The organism is Caulobacter sp. AP07 (assembly GCF_000281955.1).
Classification (GTDB): Bacteria; Pseudomonadota; Alphaproteobacteria; order Caulobacterales; family Caulobacteraceae; genus Caulobacter.
On sequence record NZ_AKKF01000030.1, the window covers coordinates 1 to 16,274 of the forward strand.

At 67.0% G+C, this 16,274-nt stretch carries 12 protein-coding genes; 8 read left to right on the top strand and 4 right to left on the bottom strand.

Annotated features, from left to right (window positions below):
* Positions 1-308 (bottom strand): CBS domain-containing protein (locus PMI01_RS02515; protein WP_007662565.1); only part of this gene is annotated, 308 nt, incomplete at its 3' end.
* A 630-nt stretch (positions 309-938) separates the two neighbouring features.
* Here PMI01_RS02515 and PMI01_RS27645 point away from each other — a divergent pair.
* From PMI01_RS27645 to PMI01_RS02525, 4 genes are all read left to right on the top strand, one after another.
* Positions 939-1,415 carry a TonB-dependent receptor plug domain-containing protein gene (locus PMI01_RS27645; protein WP_202948062.1) on the top strand — a complete coding sequence of 159 codons (477 nt, stop codon included), beginning with the start codon at positions 939-941 and terminating at the stop codon, positions 1,413-1,415.
* 83 nt (positions 1,416-1,498) lie between these two features.
* Positions 1,499-1,921 carry a hypothetical protein gene (locus tag PMI01_RS27650; protein ID WP_007662568.1) on the top strand — a complete coding sequence of 141 codons (423 nt, stop codon included), beginning with the start codon at positions 1,499-1,501 and terminating at the stop codon, positions 1,919-1,921.
* 30 nt (positions 1,922-1,951) lie between these two features.
* The gene (locus PMI01_RS27655; protein WP_238536990.1) at positions 1,952-3,616 is read left to right on the top strand and encodes a TonB-dependent receptor; all 1,665 of its coding nucleotides are present in this window, start codon (positions 1,952-1,954) and stop codon (positions 3,614-3,616) included.
* Between the two features lie 82 nt (positions 3,617-3,698).
* Entirely contained in the window at positions 3,699-5,789 is a 2,091-nt protein-coding gene (locus PMI01_RS02525) for a beta-galactosidase (protein WP_007662570.1), read from the top strand.
* 58 nt (positions 5,790-5,847) lie between these two features.
* On the opposite strand, the gene PMI01_RS02530 is transcribed toward PMI01_RS02525, so the two are convergent.
* Both PMI01_RS02530 and PMI01_RS02535 read right to left on the bottom strand, forming a co-directional pair.
* Complete coding sequence (locus PMI01_RS02530; RefSeq protein ID WP_007662571.1) at positions 5,848-6,603, bottom strand: DeoR/GlpR family DNA-binding transcription regulator; 756 nt, start codon at positions 6,601-6,603, stop codon at positions 5,848-5,850.
* A gap of 137 nt (positions 6,604-6,740) precedes the next feature.
* A complete protein-coding gene (locus PMI01_RS02535; RefSeq protein WP_007662573.1) occupies positions 6,741-9,716 on the bottom strand; it encodes a TonB-dependent receptor in 2,976 nt (991 codons plus the stop codon).
* Positions 9,717-10,060: 344 nt separating this feature from the next.
* On the opposite strand from PMI01_RS02535, the gene PMI01_RS02540 reads away from it, so the two are divergent.
* The 4 genes from PMI01_RS02540 to PMI01_RS02550 all read left to right on the top strand — a co-directional run bounded on the left by PMI01_RS02540 (position 10,061) and on the right by PMI01_RS02550 (position 15,352).
* Positions 10,061-12,046: a calcineurin-like phosphoesterase C-terminal domain-containing protein gene (locus PMI01_RS02540; protein WP_007662575.1), complete on the top strand. Its 1,986-nt coding sequence runs from the start codon at positions 10,061-10,063 to the stop codon at positions 12,044-12,046.
* Positions 12,047-12,261: 215 nt separating this feature from the next.
* Positions 12,262-12,615: a PilZ domain-containing protein gene (locus PMI01_RS26335; RefSeq protein ID WP_007662577.1), complete on the top strand. Its 354-nt coding sequence runs from the start codon at positions 12,262-12,264 to the stop codon at positions 12,613-12,615.
* A 524-nt stretch (positions 12,616-13,139) separates the two neighbouring features.
* Positions 13,140-13,592, top strand: coding sequence for a YfiR family protein (locus tag PMI01_RS02545; RefSeq protein WP_051989879.1), 453 nt, complete (start codon positions 13,140-13,142; stop codon positions 13,590-13,592).
* Positions 13,589-15,352, top strand: coding sequence for an ATP-binding protein (locus PMI01_RS02550; RefSeq protein ID WP_007662579.1), 1,764 nt, complete (start codon positions 13,589-13,591; stop codon positions 15,350-15,352). Before PMI01_RS02545 ends, PMI01_RS02550 begins: the two co-directional genes overlap by 4 nt.
* Before the next feature lie 26 nt (positions 15,353-15,378).
* On the opposite strand, the gene PMI01_RS02555 is transcribed toward PMI01_RS02550, so the two are convergent.
* Positions 15,379-16,274: TonB-dependent receptor plug domain-containing protein (locus PMI01_RS02555; protein WP_007662580.1), on the bottom strand; the 896-nt coding region annotated here is incomplete at its 5' end.

Genomic DNA, 16,274 nt, shown 5'->3' on the forward strand with positions numbered 1-16,274 from the left:
CTGAGGACCGGCAGCCGCCGCACCTGGAGTTCGCCCATGTTGCGGAGCACCTCGTCGACGTCATCGTCCTCGAAGCAGTATCTCACCTCGGCGCTCATCACGTCGCCAACCCTGGCGTCGGGACCCTTGCCCTCCGCCACGGCGCGGACAGCGATGTCCCGATCGGTGATCACACCCACCAGCCGATCGTTCTCGCCTACCGGCAGGGCGCCAGCGTCGCAGTCGACCATCATCCTGGCGGCGTCACGGATCGTCTCCTGGGGATTGGTGATCTCGACACCCCGGGTCATGCAGTCGCTCACACGCATCTGAACCTCCCTTGCCAGAAGCTCGGCCCTTGGACACCTCCCGCCGGCTCCGCGAACAGAACGGATGGCTCGATGAGGCTGTTCCCTCAAATGTGAGTGCGATCCGGCCCGGAACTTATCGGTGTGGCGCGCCCTCGGCGCTCGGCCACGAAGGGCTCCGTTTTGTCTGAGTACATTGCCAACGCTGAACCGGCAGGCGCGACCGACCCGCGCAGGGCCAGGCGCCGGCCAGCGCCGGCACATGTCCATGTAGGGCCATAGGTCAGGCCGCGAACGCCCGGCGCGAGCCGTCAATTGCGGGATTTCTCGCCAAGCTTGGGGGCGTTCCGCCAAGCTGCCAGACCTCATCGGGTTATTAGTAATATCAATCCTATTGACGACCGATCGCAGCGCAGGCACATTTAGTCCGACAAATAAAATCGTGAGGGAAATACCTCGCGCTCAGATTCCTTGGGGGGAAAAGCGATGAAACGCGTTGCATTCATGCTGTCGGTTGCACCGATGGCGCTCCTGGCCATGCCGGTGGCAGGGCACACGACGCCTGCAATCCAGGCCTTGTCCGACAAATCAATCCGAACCGAACAGACCACCGTCGTGGCCGACGCTGGCCCGGCGACGGAGACTTCGGCCTTGGCCGAAGTCGTCGTGACCGGCCTTCGGCAAAGCCTGCGGTCGGCGCAGCAGATCAAGCGCAACTCCGACGCCATTCTCGACGCCGTCGTCGCCGAGGACATCGGCAAGCTTCCGGACAACACCGCCGCCGAGACGCTGGCGCGCATCACCGGCGTGCAGGTCGAGCGCTTCAGCGACGAAGCCAACCGCGTGCTCATCCGGGGCCTGCCGGACGTGGCCACCACCTACAACGGTCGCGAGATCTTCACGGCCGAGCTGCGCCGCGTGCAGTTGCAGGATTTCCCGGCGCAGGCGCTGGCGGGGATCGAGGTCTACAAGTCGGGGACGGCCGACATCGTCGAGCCAGGCCTGGCCGGCCTGATCAATGTCCGCACCCGCCGCCCGTTCGACTTCAAGGACTGGTTCGTCGGCGGCGGCGTCCGCGGCACCTACAACGACCAGACCCGGAAATACGACCGAACGGCAACGTCCTGATCTCGGACCGCTGGGACACGCCGATCGGCGAGATCGGTATCCTGGCCAACGCCACCTACGCCCAGTCGCAGTACCGCAACGGCGTGCGGTACAACAATCAGTGGATCCGCCAAGTCAGCCCCGCTTCCAGCGTCTCGCCGGCGAGCGCGGGCAACAGCTTCTACTATCCGCACTCCGTCGGCCTCTACAACGACGGCGGCAAGCGCTACCGGCCTTCCGGCAACATCGCCCTCCAGTGGCGGCCGACCGACAAGCTCGAGGTCTATTTCGACGGCATCTATCAGGGCTATCGCGGCCGGCAGGCGACCGACAACCTGGACGTCAACCTGCGGGACTGGGATTCGACGGTGCAACAGGATCCGACGCTGACCAACGTCACGCTGGTTCCGGGCAAGACCGACCAGGCGGCGGGCTTCACCAAGACCGGCGGCGTCGCGCCCCAGGCCTATCGCTCGACCGGCGCCGACCATACCAACACCTATCAGGGCGCGGTCGGCGCGACCTAGCGCGGCGATCGCCTGACCCTGTCCACCGACCTGGCCTATGAGGACAGCGAATACGAGGCCCGCAACTGGAGCCTGGACAGCGCCTTCACCACGGCGCCGACCGTGGTCGTGAAGTTCAACGAGAAGGACGGCGCGGCGTTCGACCTCACGGGCTTCGACGCCGCCAATCCGGCCAACTACTACTGGCGCGGCTATTACGAGCGGCACTACATCGCCAAGGGCAGCGGGGTGCAGTGGCGGGGCGACGCGGTGTTCGACACCGGCTCCTCGTGGCTTCCGGAACTCAAGTTTGGGCTGCGCTACACCGATCGCGACGCCTCGCTGATCCAGGGTGATCGTTACGCCTGGGTGCTCCCGCTCAAGCTTCCGCTGGCCGGTCTCCCGGTCGGCCAGCTGCAGATGGTCGAAGACCCGTTCCGTGGAAACTCGCAGGGCTTCACCCAGTACCTGATGCCGACCCGTGATGGGATCGCCGGAAGCTTCGCGGCCCTCCAGCAGCGCTCCGTCGCGGCCCTGCAGCAGCTTGTGGCCCTCAACCCCAACGACCAGGGCTACAAGGATACGCTGAAGGCCTTCAGCAGCCCGGACGTGCCGCTGAACCAGGGCGGCGCCTTCAGCGCCACCGAGCAAAGCTACGCCGAGTATGCCCAGGCCAAGTACAACTTCGATGTGGGATCGGTCGCCATCGACGGTGTGGTCGGCGTCCGGGTCGTCCAAACCCTCGGCGAGTTTTCCGGCACCTCGCGCGTCTCCGTCAACGGCGTCACGTCCCTGATCCCGCGGACGATCAGGCAGAACTACACCGACGTCCTGCCGAACGTCAGCCTGCGGATTCGGCCGGTCGACAAGCTGCAACTGCGCCTGGGCTACACCCAGACTCGCACCCGCGTCGATTTCGGCGCGCTCAACCCGGCCCTGAACGTCACACAAGTCGTTCGGGACCCTTCGCAGCCGGTCGATCCCAACGCGCCGGCGCAGCCGAACGCCTACGGCTCGGGCGGAAACCCCGATCTCCTGCCGCTCACGTCCAATAACTACGACGTCAGCGCCGAGTATTATTTCTCGAGCACGGGCAGCATCACCGTCGCGGGCTTCTATCGCGATCTCTTCGGGTTCACGAGCAACTATACCCGGCGGATCCAGGACCCCGTCTACGGCCTCATCGAGATCAACCGTCCGGAGAACTCCGGCGCGGGCAAGATCAAGGGTTTCGAGGTCGGCGCCCAGACCTTCCTGGACTTCCTGCCCGAAGCGTTCAAGGGCTTCGGCGTCCAGGGGAACGTCACCTATATCGACGGCAAGAATCAGTTTCCCAAGACGTTGGGCGGAGACGCCGACTATGTCCGCATCACGGGCCTGTCCAAGTGGACCTACAACGCCGCCGTGTTCTACGAACGCAACGGCGTGACGGGGCGGATTTCCTACAATCGCCGATCGCCCTGGGTGAACTATTATCGTCAGGCCAACGACGGCTCGCAGTACACCGGCGTGGGGATCCGGGCGACGTCCCGCCTGGACGCGTCCTTGAGCTATGACATCTCCAAGCACCTGACCGTCAGCGCCGACGTCTCGAACCTCCTGGCCAAGCCGTTCGAGAACTACAACAACTACCAGCCTGACCGGACCTATCCGGTCGATGTCCGCTACGAGGGCCGCTACTACGGCCTGGGTCTGCGCTTCCGCTTCGGCGAATGATCCGGGACCGGCCAGCGGCGACGCCGCTGGCCGGTCTGGCGCCTCTGATACCGACCACTGACGAACGGCTCGGGAGGCCGGGATGCCCAACCTCGATCGACGCCTGCGGGCCTTGGCGCTGGCGCTCCTGCTGACGATGGGCGGCGGGCGGATCGCGGCGGCGGCGGACCTGCCGAACACCATCCTCTACGGCGTCGCCTACTACGACGAATACACCCCCACCGACCGCGTCGAGGAGGACGCGCGGATGATGCAGGCGGCGGGGATCACCGTCGTGCGGATCGCCGAATCCACCTGGGGCACGCTGGAGCCCCAGCCCGGCGTCTTCGACTTCAGCCATATCGACCGGACCCTGGCGGCCATGCATCGGCACGGGATCAAGGTGATCGTCGGCACGCCCACCTACGCCGTCCCCACCTGGCTGGCGCGCGAGCACCCCAATGTCCTGGTCGTGACGCCGCGCGGCCGCGCCGAATACGGCCGCCGCCAGAACATGGACATCACCGATCCCGACTACCGCCGCGCCGCCGAGCGGGTGATCGTCGCCCTGGTCGACCACGTGAAGGACCATCCGGCGGTCATCGGCTACCAGGTCGACAACGAGACCAAGGCCTACGACACCAGCGGTCCCAACGTGCAGGCCGCCTTCGTCGCGGACATGAAGCGCCGCTGGCCCGACCTCGACGCCCTGAACAAGGCCTATGGCCTCGATTACTGGAGCAATCGCATCAACCGGTGGGAGGATTTCCCGTCGGTCAACGGCTCGATCAACGCCAGCCTGTCCAACGCCTTCGCGCGGTTTCAACGCGGCCTGGTCACCGACTTCCTGGCCTGGCAGGCGGATCTGGTGCGGGCCCACGCCCGGCCCGGCCAGTTCATCACCCAGAACTTCGACCTCAGCTGGCGCGGCCATTCGTTCGGCGTGCAGCCCGAGGTGAACCATTGGGAAGCAGCCCAGGCGCTGGATGTCGCCGGGATCGACATCTACCACCCCAGCCAGGACAAGCTGACCGGCGCCGAGATCGCCTTCGGCGGCGACCTCACCCGGTCGCTGCGCGACGGCCAGAACTACCTGGTGCTGGAGACCCAGGCCCAGGGCTTCCCGGAGTGGACGCCCTATCCCGGGCAGCTTCGGCTGCAGGCCTTCAGCCACCTGGCCTCCGGCGCCAACATGGTCGAGTACTGGCACTGGGCCAGCACCGCCAACGCTATCGAGACCTACTGGCGCGGGGTGCTCTCGCAGGACTACCAGCCCAACGCCGTCTACGAGGAAGCCAAGACCATCGGCGCCGACCTCAAGCGGCTGGGCCCGAAACTGGTCAACATAAAGAAGCGCAACCGCGTCGCGCTCTATGTCAGCAACACCGCGCTCAGCGCCTTCGACTCGTTCAAGATCAGTTCGGACGTTGGCTACAACGACGTGCTGCGCCCCTATTACGACGCCCTCTACCGGATGAACGTCGAGGTCGACATCCTGTCGCCCACCTCCAAGACGCCGTTGTCCGGCTACCAGATGATCGTCGTCCCCGCGCTCTACGCCGCCAGCGACGCCGAGATCGATCGGCTGAACGCTTACGCCAAGGGGGGCGGCCATCTGGTCTACACCTTCAAGAGCGGCTTCTCCGATGAGAACACCAAGGTGCGCCACACGCCCCAGCCGGGCGGGATCACCCAGGCGGCGGGCGTGCGCTACGAGCAGTTCACCAAACCCGAGGGCGTGTCCCTGGACGGCGATCCGTTCGGCGTTGGCGAAAAGGACAACACCGCCCGCTGGTGGATGGAGTTCCTGACGCCCACCACCGCGACCGTCGTGGCGCGCTACAAGCATCCGTCGTGGCCCGCCTATGCGGCGATGACGCGCAACACCTACGGCAAGGGCGAGGTCGCCTATGTCGGCTTCATGCCAACCGACGCGATGATCGAGAAGATCCTGGCCGGCGAGGCCCGACGCGCGGGCGTCGAAATCCCGGAAACCCGGTTCCCGATCATCGTCCGGCGCGGCGTGCTCTCGAACGGACGCCCGGTGCGCTACGTGCTCAACTACTCACCCACCCCGCAACATCTCGCCGACATGGCCGGGACCGAGTTGCTGTCCGGACGCCTGCTCCCGACGAACCAGCCGCTGGACCTGCCACCGTGGGGCGTGGCTATCGTCGAGGAGACCAAGCGCTAGGATCGCACCGGCCCGCACAACGAATTGTGGCTCACGGCTTCCACCCAGCGCGCATCGCCTATGCGATCACCACCTCCGCATGGGAGAAGGCGTCTTGGAACGCCGGGCTCAGCGCCGCATCCGTGACCAGGACGTCGACATCCGTGAGCGCGGCGGTGTGCACTAGGCCCAGGCGTCCGAACTTGCCCTGGTCGGCCGCCAAGAGGACGCGGCTGGCCGTCGAATAGGCGATACGACTCATGATCGCCTCGCTGGGCGAATGGTCCATCAGGCCGTGCTCGAGATTCACCGCCCCCACGGTCAGGATCGACAGGCTGGGCCGGAAGCCGGCGACGAAGTCCTGGGCGTAGCGGTCGGAGAACGACTGGTAGGCCGCGTTCATCTCGCCGCCCGCCAGGAACAGGGTGTGCCCCCGGTCCTTGCGGATCGCCTGGGCCACGGCCAGCGAGTTGGTGATGATCTTCAGCTGGCGGTGCTCCGCGAGAGCCTTGGCCACGAAGCAGGAGGTCGAGCCGCTGTCGAGGAACAGGGTGTCGCCGTCCGACACGAACTTGACCACCGCCTCGGCGATGCGGGTCTTGCCGGCGACATTCTTCTGCATGCGCAGGTCGAACGGGCCTTCGATTTCTTGGGGCGGCAGGCGAACCGCGCCGTGCAGGCGCACGATGGCCCCGCTCTCCTCCATCACCCGCAGCTCGCGCCGGATCGTCTCCTCCGAAACCGACAGCGCCTTGGCGATGTCGGCGATCGCGCGCGTCTGGTTGGGCTCGAGCAGGTTCAGGATGTCGCGCTGGCGATCGTAGCGTTTGAGCATTCTCTGTCCGTCTCTGTCGGCCCGAAACCAGGAGCCGCCGACCAAGGTCCCGGGACACTATGACCTGAGTCCCGGCGCAGGAAGGACGTCCCCCGGCCGAAGGGGAAGGAGCGCGGCCGGGGGACGCCCGCGCTCGCCTAGAAGGCGACGCGCAGCTGGAGCCGCGCATAGCGCGGGGTCTGGTAGTCGACGGGCTTGCCGAAGTTGGGGTCGGCCACGCCGCTGCCGCCGATGTCGCCGAACTCGTGGTAGGCCGTCACCGCGTGCGAATTGAACAGATTGAAGACGTCCAGCCGCAGCGAGGCGTCGAAGCGATCACCCGGCGTCGGCAGGGTCACCACAGCGCTGCCGTTGAACTGGGTGACCCAGTCGCCCTCGAAGGCCGAGCCGCGATCGACGACCTTGCCCTGGCAGTAGAAGCCGTAGCCCTGGTAGCTGAAGGCGACGGGATCGACCGCGTTCGGCACGATGCCGATGCAGCTGTACTTGCGCGGCGACTGGACCAGGCCGTTGCCGCCCAGGGTCAGCCACTTGTTCACCGCGTAGCTGCCATAGGCCTTGAAGGTGTGGCGGCGGTGGTTGGGCAGGTAGCCGTCGGCCCCGTTCAGGAAGCCCGGCGAGTCGAAGTCGGCCGTGGTGTTGATGGCCAGCTGGCCGTTCTCCGAGCGCACGCCGCCCTCGTAGTTCCCCTTCAGGTCGGCCCAGGTGTAGGAGCCCGACAGCGACCACTTGCCGTCGAAGGCCCGATCGAAGGTGGCGGTCAGGGCGTTGTAGTCGCGCTTGGGCTTGGGATAGGTCAGGTCCGCGGCCGACAGCGTGACGATCGGCTTTGAGCCGTCCGGCAGGCTGTTGAGGCGGATCTTCACGTCCTCGCCCGGATTGACGATCACCCACTGGCGGCCGCCGCCGAAGCTGGCCTTGCACTGGGCCGCGGTGAAGCCGGCCTTGACGCAATAGGCCCGCGCGCCGGTGTCGATGGCCACGTCCTCGATGATGCTGTTCAGCTCGCGGTGGGTGAAATAGGCGCCCACCTTGATCAGGTCGCCGAAGCGGCGCTCGTAGCCCAGCACGAACTCGTCGGCCGACTGGGGCTTGAGGTTGTGGGCGATGGATTCGACCGTCTCGGCCACGGCGCCCGAGGCGGAGACCAGGCAGTTGGCCGTGCCGGTGTCCGGGCAGGCCTGCATCCCCGCGACGCTGGTGACCGGCGCGCCGAAGCCCGGCGTGCCGTCCGCCCCCACGCCGTTCAGCAGGTTGTAGCGGGTGTAGGTGACCAGCGAGCCGGCGAACTTCAGCGACAGGTCGCTGGGCAGCGGCAGGTAGTAGCGGCCGAAGAAGCCGTAAAGCTTGGATTTGCCGTCGCCGAAGGGGTCGCCCGACACCGCGATGCGCGGCGCCCACTGGTTGCCTGGATCGTAGAAGGTCGAGCCGTCGGCGTTGCGGTTGTCGAACCGGTCGTTGCGGACGCCCAGCTCGAACTGCAGGCGATCGTCGAACAGCGACCACTGGTCCTCGGCGTAGAAGGCCTGGTTGACCGTGCCGAACGAGCCGCTGTTGCGATAGACGCGGGTCGTCACATAGTCCGTGCCCGCCGGCAGGGCGGTCTGGTCCGTGCCCGTGGCGCGGAAGATCTTCAGGAAGCCTTTGCCGATCGTCTCGAACGTCTGGTTGGCCGTGTTCTCCTCGTGGTCGTAGCCGACCCGCAGGTGGTGGGCGCCCAGGAGGTTGAAGTTGAAGTCGGCGTCGGCGCGATAGAACGTCCGCTTGTCGTCGTTGAACGACATGGCGTCGGTCACCTTGTTGACGCCGATATCGACGCCGGCCGAATTGGTTCGATAGTCCAGGACCCGCTCATGGGCGATGTCGAGCGGCAGCTGACCATCGCGGAACTTGTTGACGCCATAGGCCGCCGACAGGGTGAACCAGGGCGTGAAGGTGCCGGTGTAGCGAGCGATGTAGTTCTCGCCGCCCGAGCGCTGGTTGGTGCCGCCGGTCTCCGCGCCGAGCGTCTTGGTGGCGCGGGTGTAGTTCAGGCTGCGGTTACGGACATCCTTGGTGGAGTCGAAATAGGTGAGCTCCAAGTGCTGCTTGCTGGTCAGCCAGCCGTCCAGCTTACCGCCCCAGAAGGGCGCGTCGTCGCTGACACGGGTGGCGTTGTCCTGGCTGGCCGACGGGGTGAAGGTCTTCAGGCGGCGCTGGTTGTACAGGCCGTAGAAGAACAGGCGGTCCTTGAGGATCGGCCCGCCCAGCTCGGCCACCCACTCCTCGCGGCTGACCGTGGAGTCCTCGAAATTGTTGCGGAAGCTGTTGGGCGCGCTGTCGCGCAGGTCGCCCGGCTCCCAGGTCGCCGTCACCCCGCCGTGGAAGACGTTGGTCCCCGACTTGGTAATGGCGTTGACGAAGCCGCCGGTCGAGCGGCCGAACTCGGCCGGATAGCCGCCGGTCTTCACTTCGATCGACTTGTAGAAGTCGAACGGCACCTCGACGGGCAACAGGCCCATGCGGAAGTTGGTGATGTTGAGGCCGTTCACGAAGAAGGCGTTCTCGATGAAGCTGGCGCCCGAAATCGAAATCTGGTTGGCGAAGGTTCCGTTGGCCGACGACGAGCCCTGGACGACGCCCGGCGACATCAGCGCGACGTCGCGCAGCGAGCGCCCGACTGGCACGCGCTCGGCCAATTCGCCGATCTCGATGGCCGCGCCGGTGGTGGTGATCTCGAAGTCCGGCGTGCGCATCCGGCCGGCCTTGACCACGATCGCCTCCACCGAGCCGACCGGCGCCAGGGTGAAGAGGTTCGAGGCCCCTGCCCGGCTGATCAGCACCCCGTTTTCCGCATAGGCGTCGAACCCGTCGGCGGTCACCGAGACCGCGTAGGCGCCCGGCGTCAGTTGCGGGATCACGTAGGCGCCGCTGGCGTTGGTGACCGCCGAGCGCTTCACGCCCAAGCTTTCCGAAGTGATCCGGACCACCGCCCCCGCGATCGGCGCGCCGTCGGCCGACTGCACGCGGCCCGACGCCTGAACGTTGGTGTAGTCCTCGGCCACCGCCGGCGTCGCCATCAGCGCCACCGCCGGAATGCTTGCGCTGACCAGGGCCAGGGCCCGTAGCGCCATGACGCCGCGCCAGCGATGACCGGCTGCAGATTGATCCCTCACGACCGACTCTCCCAGAGAAATTGCGCCCAAACGAAGCATCGCGGGCCGTCATCCCGGCCGCCGCCCCCTCGCCGTCGTTTCCTCTAGGCTCGGTTTGTGGAAATCACGTGACATTTGTGGATTTGATGTGGATGTCACGAGAAGTTCTTTTGCGTTATGTGGGTAAACTGACCACAAAACCCGCGAAACCCACACAGAGGCTGGCCAGCGGCGCGCGTCACCGTTTCGCCGGGCTTCATCGGGGTGTGTCAGACGTCCGCCACACAGGCTGTGCGAACGTCATCAGACGAAGGGGCGCCAAGGTGACCAAGACTTCCCTGCCGATCGCCATGCTGTGCGCGGCGATCATGTCCGGCGGCGCGGGCGCCGCGGCGGCGGCCTCGACCAGCGCCGACACGCCCTATTTCGCCAGGATCGACGTGCGCCGTGACGCGCGGGCCGACGACAGGACGATCGCGGGCGTCGTGTTCGACGACACCAACCGCAACGGCCGGCTCGACGCCGACGAGCACGGCGTCCCCGGCGTCAAGGTCTCGAACGGGCGCGAGGTGGTGTTGACCGATCAAGGCGGCCGCTACGGCTTGCCGGTCCGGCGCGACATGTCGGTGTTCGTGGTCCAGCCCAGCGGCTGGCGCGTGCCGACCGACAATCGCTGGGTTCCGCAGTTCGCCTACCAGCACAAGCCGGCGGGTTCGCCCAAGGCGCTGCGCTATGGCGGCCTGCCGCCGACGGGTCCCCTGCCCTCGGCGATCAACTTTCCGATCATTCCCACAGAATCCGGTCAGAACTTCGACTGCGCCGTGCTCGGCGACATCCAACCGGCGTCCAATATCGAGGTCGGCTATGTCCGCGACTCCCTGGCCCGCGAACTGCTGAACGCGCCAAAGAAACCCGCCTGCCTGCTGGCCCTGGGCGACATCGTCAGCGACGACCTGCACCTGATCCCGCGCACCGCCGAGGTGATGAGCGCGATCGGCGCGCCGCAATGGTGGGTGCAGGGCAACCACGACTACGACCACGACGCCGACCACGACATCGACAGCTCCGACACCTGGCGTCGCCTGTACGGCCCCAACAACTACGCGTTCGAGATGGGCCAGGCGGTGTTCATCGTCCTCGACAACGTCTCGTTCCCCTGCGGCGAGGACCCGCGCGAGGCCCGCGAGCGGCCGTTCTGCAAGCAGTACTGGAAGACCTACAACGGCCGCCTGCTGCCCGATCAGATGACCTTCATCGCCAACGTGCTGAAGACCACCGCCCCGACCAAGCTGGTGGTGTTCGCCGCCCACATCCCGTTTGTGGGCTTCGACAACAGCGAGTCCCAGCCGCACCAGACCGACAACATGGGCGAGCTCTACGCCCTGGTGAAAGGCCGCCCGGCCCTGTCCCTGACCGGCCACAGCCACACGCTGGAGAACCTCGCCACCGGCGACTCGATGGCCGGTTGGAAGGATACGGTGGGCGTGACCACGATCCCCTTCCGCCATCTGGTGGCCGGCGCCGTCGCCGGCGACTGGTGGGGCGGCGACTACGACATCGACGGCACGCCGATGAGCATCCAGGGTGACGGCTCGCCGCGCGGCTATGTCGACTTCGCCGTGAACGGGACCGCCTACACCCTGGACTACCGCGCCAGCGGCCTGCCGCGCGATCGCGCCATGTGGCTGTCGGTCAGCACGCCCCGCTTCCGCGATTGGGCCGACAAGATCTTCGCCTGGCGCGACGCCCCGGAGGAGACACGCGACCCCGTCCCGCCGCTCAGCGTCCAGGACCTACCGGACGTGAAGCTGCTCTCGAAGGCCGACCTGGCGGGCCAAAGCTGGATCACCGCCGACGTCTGGATGGGCGACAGCACGACCCAGGTCCGGGTCTCGATCGACGGCGCCGCGCCGGCGCCGATGACCCGCACCCAGGAGATGCGCGGCGAAGGCGTCAAGAGCGGCGCGGCCTATTCCGACCCGTTCGCGCTGCAGCGCCAGCTGACCATGGCCCGCGCCGCGATCCAGAGCCGGTCGGGCGACGCGGAGGCCCAGGGCTATGTCCAGGGCCGCCAGAAGCGCCTGCCGCCGATGCCGCCGCAGCCGCGTGGCTCGCGCGCCGACCACTCGCCGCACATCTGGCGCTACGACCTGCCCGCCGGCCTGGCGGAGGGTGTTCACACGGCGGTGGTCACGGTCACCCGCGACCAGGGCGAACCGGCCCGCGACAGCCTGGTGTTCGAGGTGCGCGGCGCGCCCCTGAAACCCACCTTCGACTTCGAGCACTGGGACAAGTTCAAGAACCAGTAGCGGCGGCGATGCGCCAGGAACGGCCCTTCTCGACGTTCGGAAGATCCCCTCTTCGAGCGGCTTCGACGATCCGGCGGGGGCCAGGGCGCTTGGCGCGAATGACGCATGGTTCCGGCCTGGCATGGCTGCTCGCCGCATCCTCCAGATCGAGTGGGACAACACGCCGCAACTTTGGCGCTAATTTCGATTAACGATCCGCGCCTAGCGTTTGGGTCATGACATCGATCATCGATTCCAACCCGGACGGCGCCGACCGTCGACGCCATCCGCGTTATCGCGACCACAGCCCGGTCTACGTCGGTGATGGCGCGGTGGCTCGAAAGTGCTCCCTCATCGACGTATCCAACGGCGGCGCGCGGATCTTCGTCGGCCGGGGCGCGGAGCTTCCCCCCAATGTCGTGCTGGTCGATCCAAGGACGGGTCTCAGTCACCGTGCGGCCTTGGTCTGGCGGACAGAAACCGAGGCGGGAGTTCGCTTCCTGGAAGTGGGCGTCCGCTATCGCACCATGACGTCCACCAGCGATCTGGGCTGGAATACCGGTCGGCATTCGCACCGCAGGGCCTCGTAGGGCCTGTGTCAACGAACGTCCGCCCTGCGTCACATCGCCACGGGCGTGTCCGCGAGTTTCACCACCGCGCGGGCTCCAGACCGCGCATACGCGCAAAAATCGAAGGCCCGCCGGCCGTTTTCGCCTTCGCCGCCGTGGGTTTCCCCCTGGGGCGAGTCAAAAAACTTCACCATAGCGTGTATCAGCAGGGTACACTGTCGCTCTAGACGTCCGCCCTGGGTGAACCAACGCGTGGGCACGCCAAGGAAGATTCGGATCTCGGTTTCTGGGGATCGCAATGTGGCTGCACCTGACCTCCGCGGCGACCTTCACCGGCAAGTCTGGGCGTTGTTGCGGATGAACCCACCCATCAACTTCGAATTCGACGCGCCATCGCGCGTGGTCGGCGTCAACATGGTGTCCTGATGCGGGTCCCGGCGCCATGGGGCCGTTGCAGCCCTCGTCGGCCATGGCTGGGCGGCCTCATCGCGCTCGGCGCGGCCCTGTCGTGGTCCGCGGCCGGCGCGACGTCCCTCGAGTATCAGGTGAAGGCGGCCTACCTCTACAAGCTTGTCTCGTTCGTGGACTGGCCCCCCGGATCGCTTCCGCCGCCGGGCGCCCCGGTCAATCTCTGCGTCGTGGGCGACGACCCCTTCGGGGCGACCTTGGACCAGGTGGCGCAGAACCAGCAGGTCAATGGGCGTCCGCTGGCCGTGCGCCGCATGGCGACGGTGTCGAAGTCGTCGGGTTGCCACGTCCTCTACATCGCCGGATCGAGACGTCAGTCGGTCGCCAGCGCCCTGCAATCGGTCAAGGGCGCGCCCAGCCTGACGATCACGGACGGGGCGGAGGCGCACGGCAGCGTCGTGCAGTTCGTCGTCAGGGAGGGCCGCGTCCGTTTCACCATCGACGTCGCGGCCGCCGCCCAGAACGGCCTGACCGTCAGCGCCAAGCTGCTGAGCCTGGCGCTATCCGTGAGGGATGGACCCACCTCATGACCTGGCGCGACGAGTTTCAGCCGCGTAGCGGACGTTCCGGCTTCGCCTTCGGCGGCCTCGCCCTGATCGGCGCGCTGGCGCTGGTGGCCGTGGGCCTGCTGATGGGCCTCTACAACGAGCAGGCGTATCGCGCGCAGAAGACCCGGGAAGTCGCCGTCCAGGCCCAGATTCTCGCGGCCAGCGTGACCGCGGCCCTGGCCTTCGACGACCGGAAGGTGGCCCTGGAATATGTCGAGGCGCTCGGCGCCAATCCGGAGGTGGAAGCCGCGGGCGTCTATGACACCCAGGGCCAGCTGGTGGCCGGCCACGCCCGTCCGGGCGCCGCGCCCGCGCCCGCGACGGCCGCCAAGGGGCCGGCCTTGCGCGACAACCGGTACATCGTGGTGACCGCGCCGGTTCGACAGGGCGAAGCCGTCATGGGCTCGGTCTACCTGCGCACGGTGGTGGAGGCCTTGCCCCGGCGGCTGGCGCGATACGCCGGCGTCGCCGTGCTGCTGGTCATGGCCGCGCTGCTGGTCAGCGTGCTCGGCGTGGGGCAGATGCTCCTGAAGCGGGCGAACGCCAGGCTGGAAGAGCGGGCCCAGGCCCTGGGCGACGCCAACAACGCCCTGCAGATCCACATCCAGGAGCGCGAGCGGGCGGAGGAAGCCCTGCGCCAAGGACAGAAGATGGAGGCGATCGGCAAGCTGACCGGCGGCCTCGCCCACGACTTCAACAACCTGCTGATGGTCGCCTCGGGCGGCCTGGACATCCTGGAAAAGACCGAGGACCCCGTGAAGCGCCAGCGGTTCGCCGGCGCCGTCCGCCAGGCGCTCGATCGCGGCGCCGAGCTGACCGGCAAGCTCCTGGCCTTTTCCCGCCGATCGCCGCTGAAGCCGGAGGTCGTCGACCTGTCGAAGCGCATTCCCGACCTTTCGATCCTGCTTGAACGGTCCTTGCGCGAGGACATCACCGTGGAACTGCGCCTGGCCGACGACCTCTGGCCGGTGGAGGTGGATTCCACCCAGCTCGAGGTCACCTTGCTGAACATCGCGGTCAACGCCCGCGACGCCATGCCCAAGGGCGGCTCGCTGACGATCGTTGGCAGTAACCAGCCCGACCTAGCCGAGGGCGAACTGGTCGGAGACTTCGTTCGCCTGTCGATCATCGACGACGGCGTGGGCATGGCCGCCGAGCACGTCGCCCGAGCCTTCGAACCGTTCTTCACCACCAAGGACGTGGGCCGGGGAACCGGACTGGGGCTCAGCCAGGTCTACGGCTTCACGCGGGCGTCCGGCGGCGACGTCCAGATCGAAAGCGCGCCGGAGTTGGGGACGGTCATCTCCCTCTTGCTGCCGCGTTCCGCCAAGTCGGCCCCGGCCAAGACCCCCGTGACCGTGCAGCCGACCGCCTCCTCGAACCAGGGCCGGGTGCTGTTGGTCGAGGACGACGACAATGTCGCGCTGATCGTGCTGGAGATGCTCCAGGCCCTCGCCTATCAACCCACCCGCGTCGAGAGCGGCGCGGCGGCGCTGCGGATCCTCAATCAACGCAGCGATTTCGACATCGTCTTCTCGGACATGGTCATGCCCGGTGGGATGGGGGGCATGGATCTGGCGCGGGTGGTCAGCCAGAAATATCCTCGCCTGCCCGTCGTCCTGACGACCGGGTTCAGCGAGGCCGCCACGACCGCGGCGAAGGCGGGCTTCCGCGTCCTGCCCAAGCCCTATGCGATCGAAGCCCTGGCCAGCGAACTCGGCGCGGCGCGACAAGGCGCCTAGAGCATCGGCGTCAACCTGGGAGGAACTTAGAAGCTCCAGCGAAGGTCGGCGAAGACGCTTCTGGGGACCACCACGCCGCCGGGGAATTCCTGGCTGCGCTCGTGCAGCAGGTTGGCGCCGGACAGGGACAGTTGCACCCGGTTGGAGATGTTCCAGGCGATCCTGCCATTGAGTTCCACATAGGATGGCAGGCGGGGGTCAGGCAGGGCGTCCACATAGCGGACGGCCGCGTCCAACGTCACCGACCGTCCAAGATCCATCGACGACCTCAACGACGCCTGGTGTTCGGGATCATCCCCCAGCTGCTCCATGCCCAGTATGCGGCTCGAACCCGGTTTGAACTTCAGGCGCTTCTCGAGCCGGTTATAGCCCCCGGCCAGCCGCCACCACGGGGTGAGGTGGTATTCGCCCCAGACCTCCACGCCATAGCTGTGGCCCTCGATGCCGTTGCCCCAGTGGAGCGGCAGGAGGGTGACCCGGTCGAACTCGATGGAGCGCAGGTCGTCATAGACGTTGTAATAGGTCGAGACCGAGAACGAGACCTTGGCGGAAGGCCGGATCCGCGCGCCGATCTCGTAGGCCGTGAGCTTTTCGGACTGGAAGGTCCCGCCGCCGGTCAGGAACCGGATCGCGCCCAGATATTCGACGACGTCCCGATCGAACGGCGTGGCCGAGCGCACCGCCTTCGAGGCCGCCGCCCACACCATGGTCTTGTCGTTGGGCGTCCAGGAAATCCGCGCGCTCGGCAGCGGTTCGGGGTCGAGGTAGGGATCGTCCTCGACCTTGAGGCCCAGGGTCAGCTTGGTGGTCTTGGTCAAGGCGAGGCTGTCCTGGACAAACAGGTTGGCGAGGTTGAGGTCGCCGCGGGCCGGCTCGAAGAAGAACGTCGGCGAACTGCCGATGGCGTAGTGGCTGGGGGGGG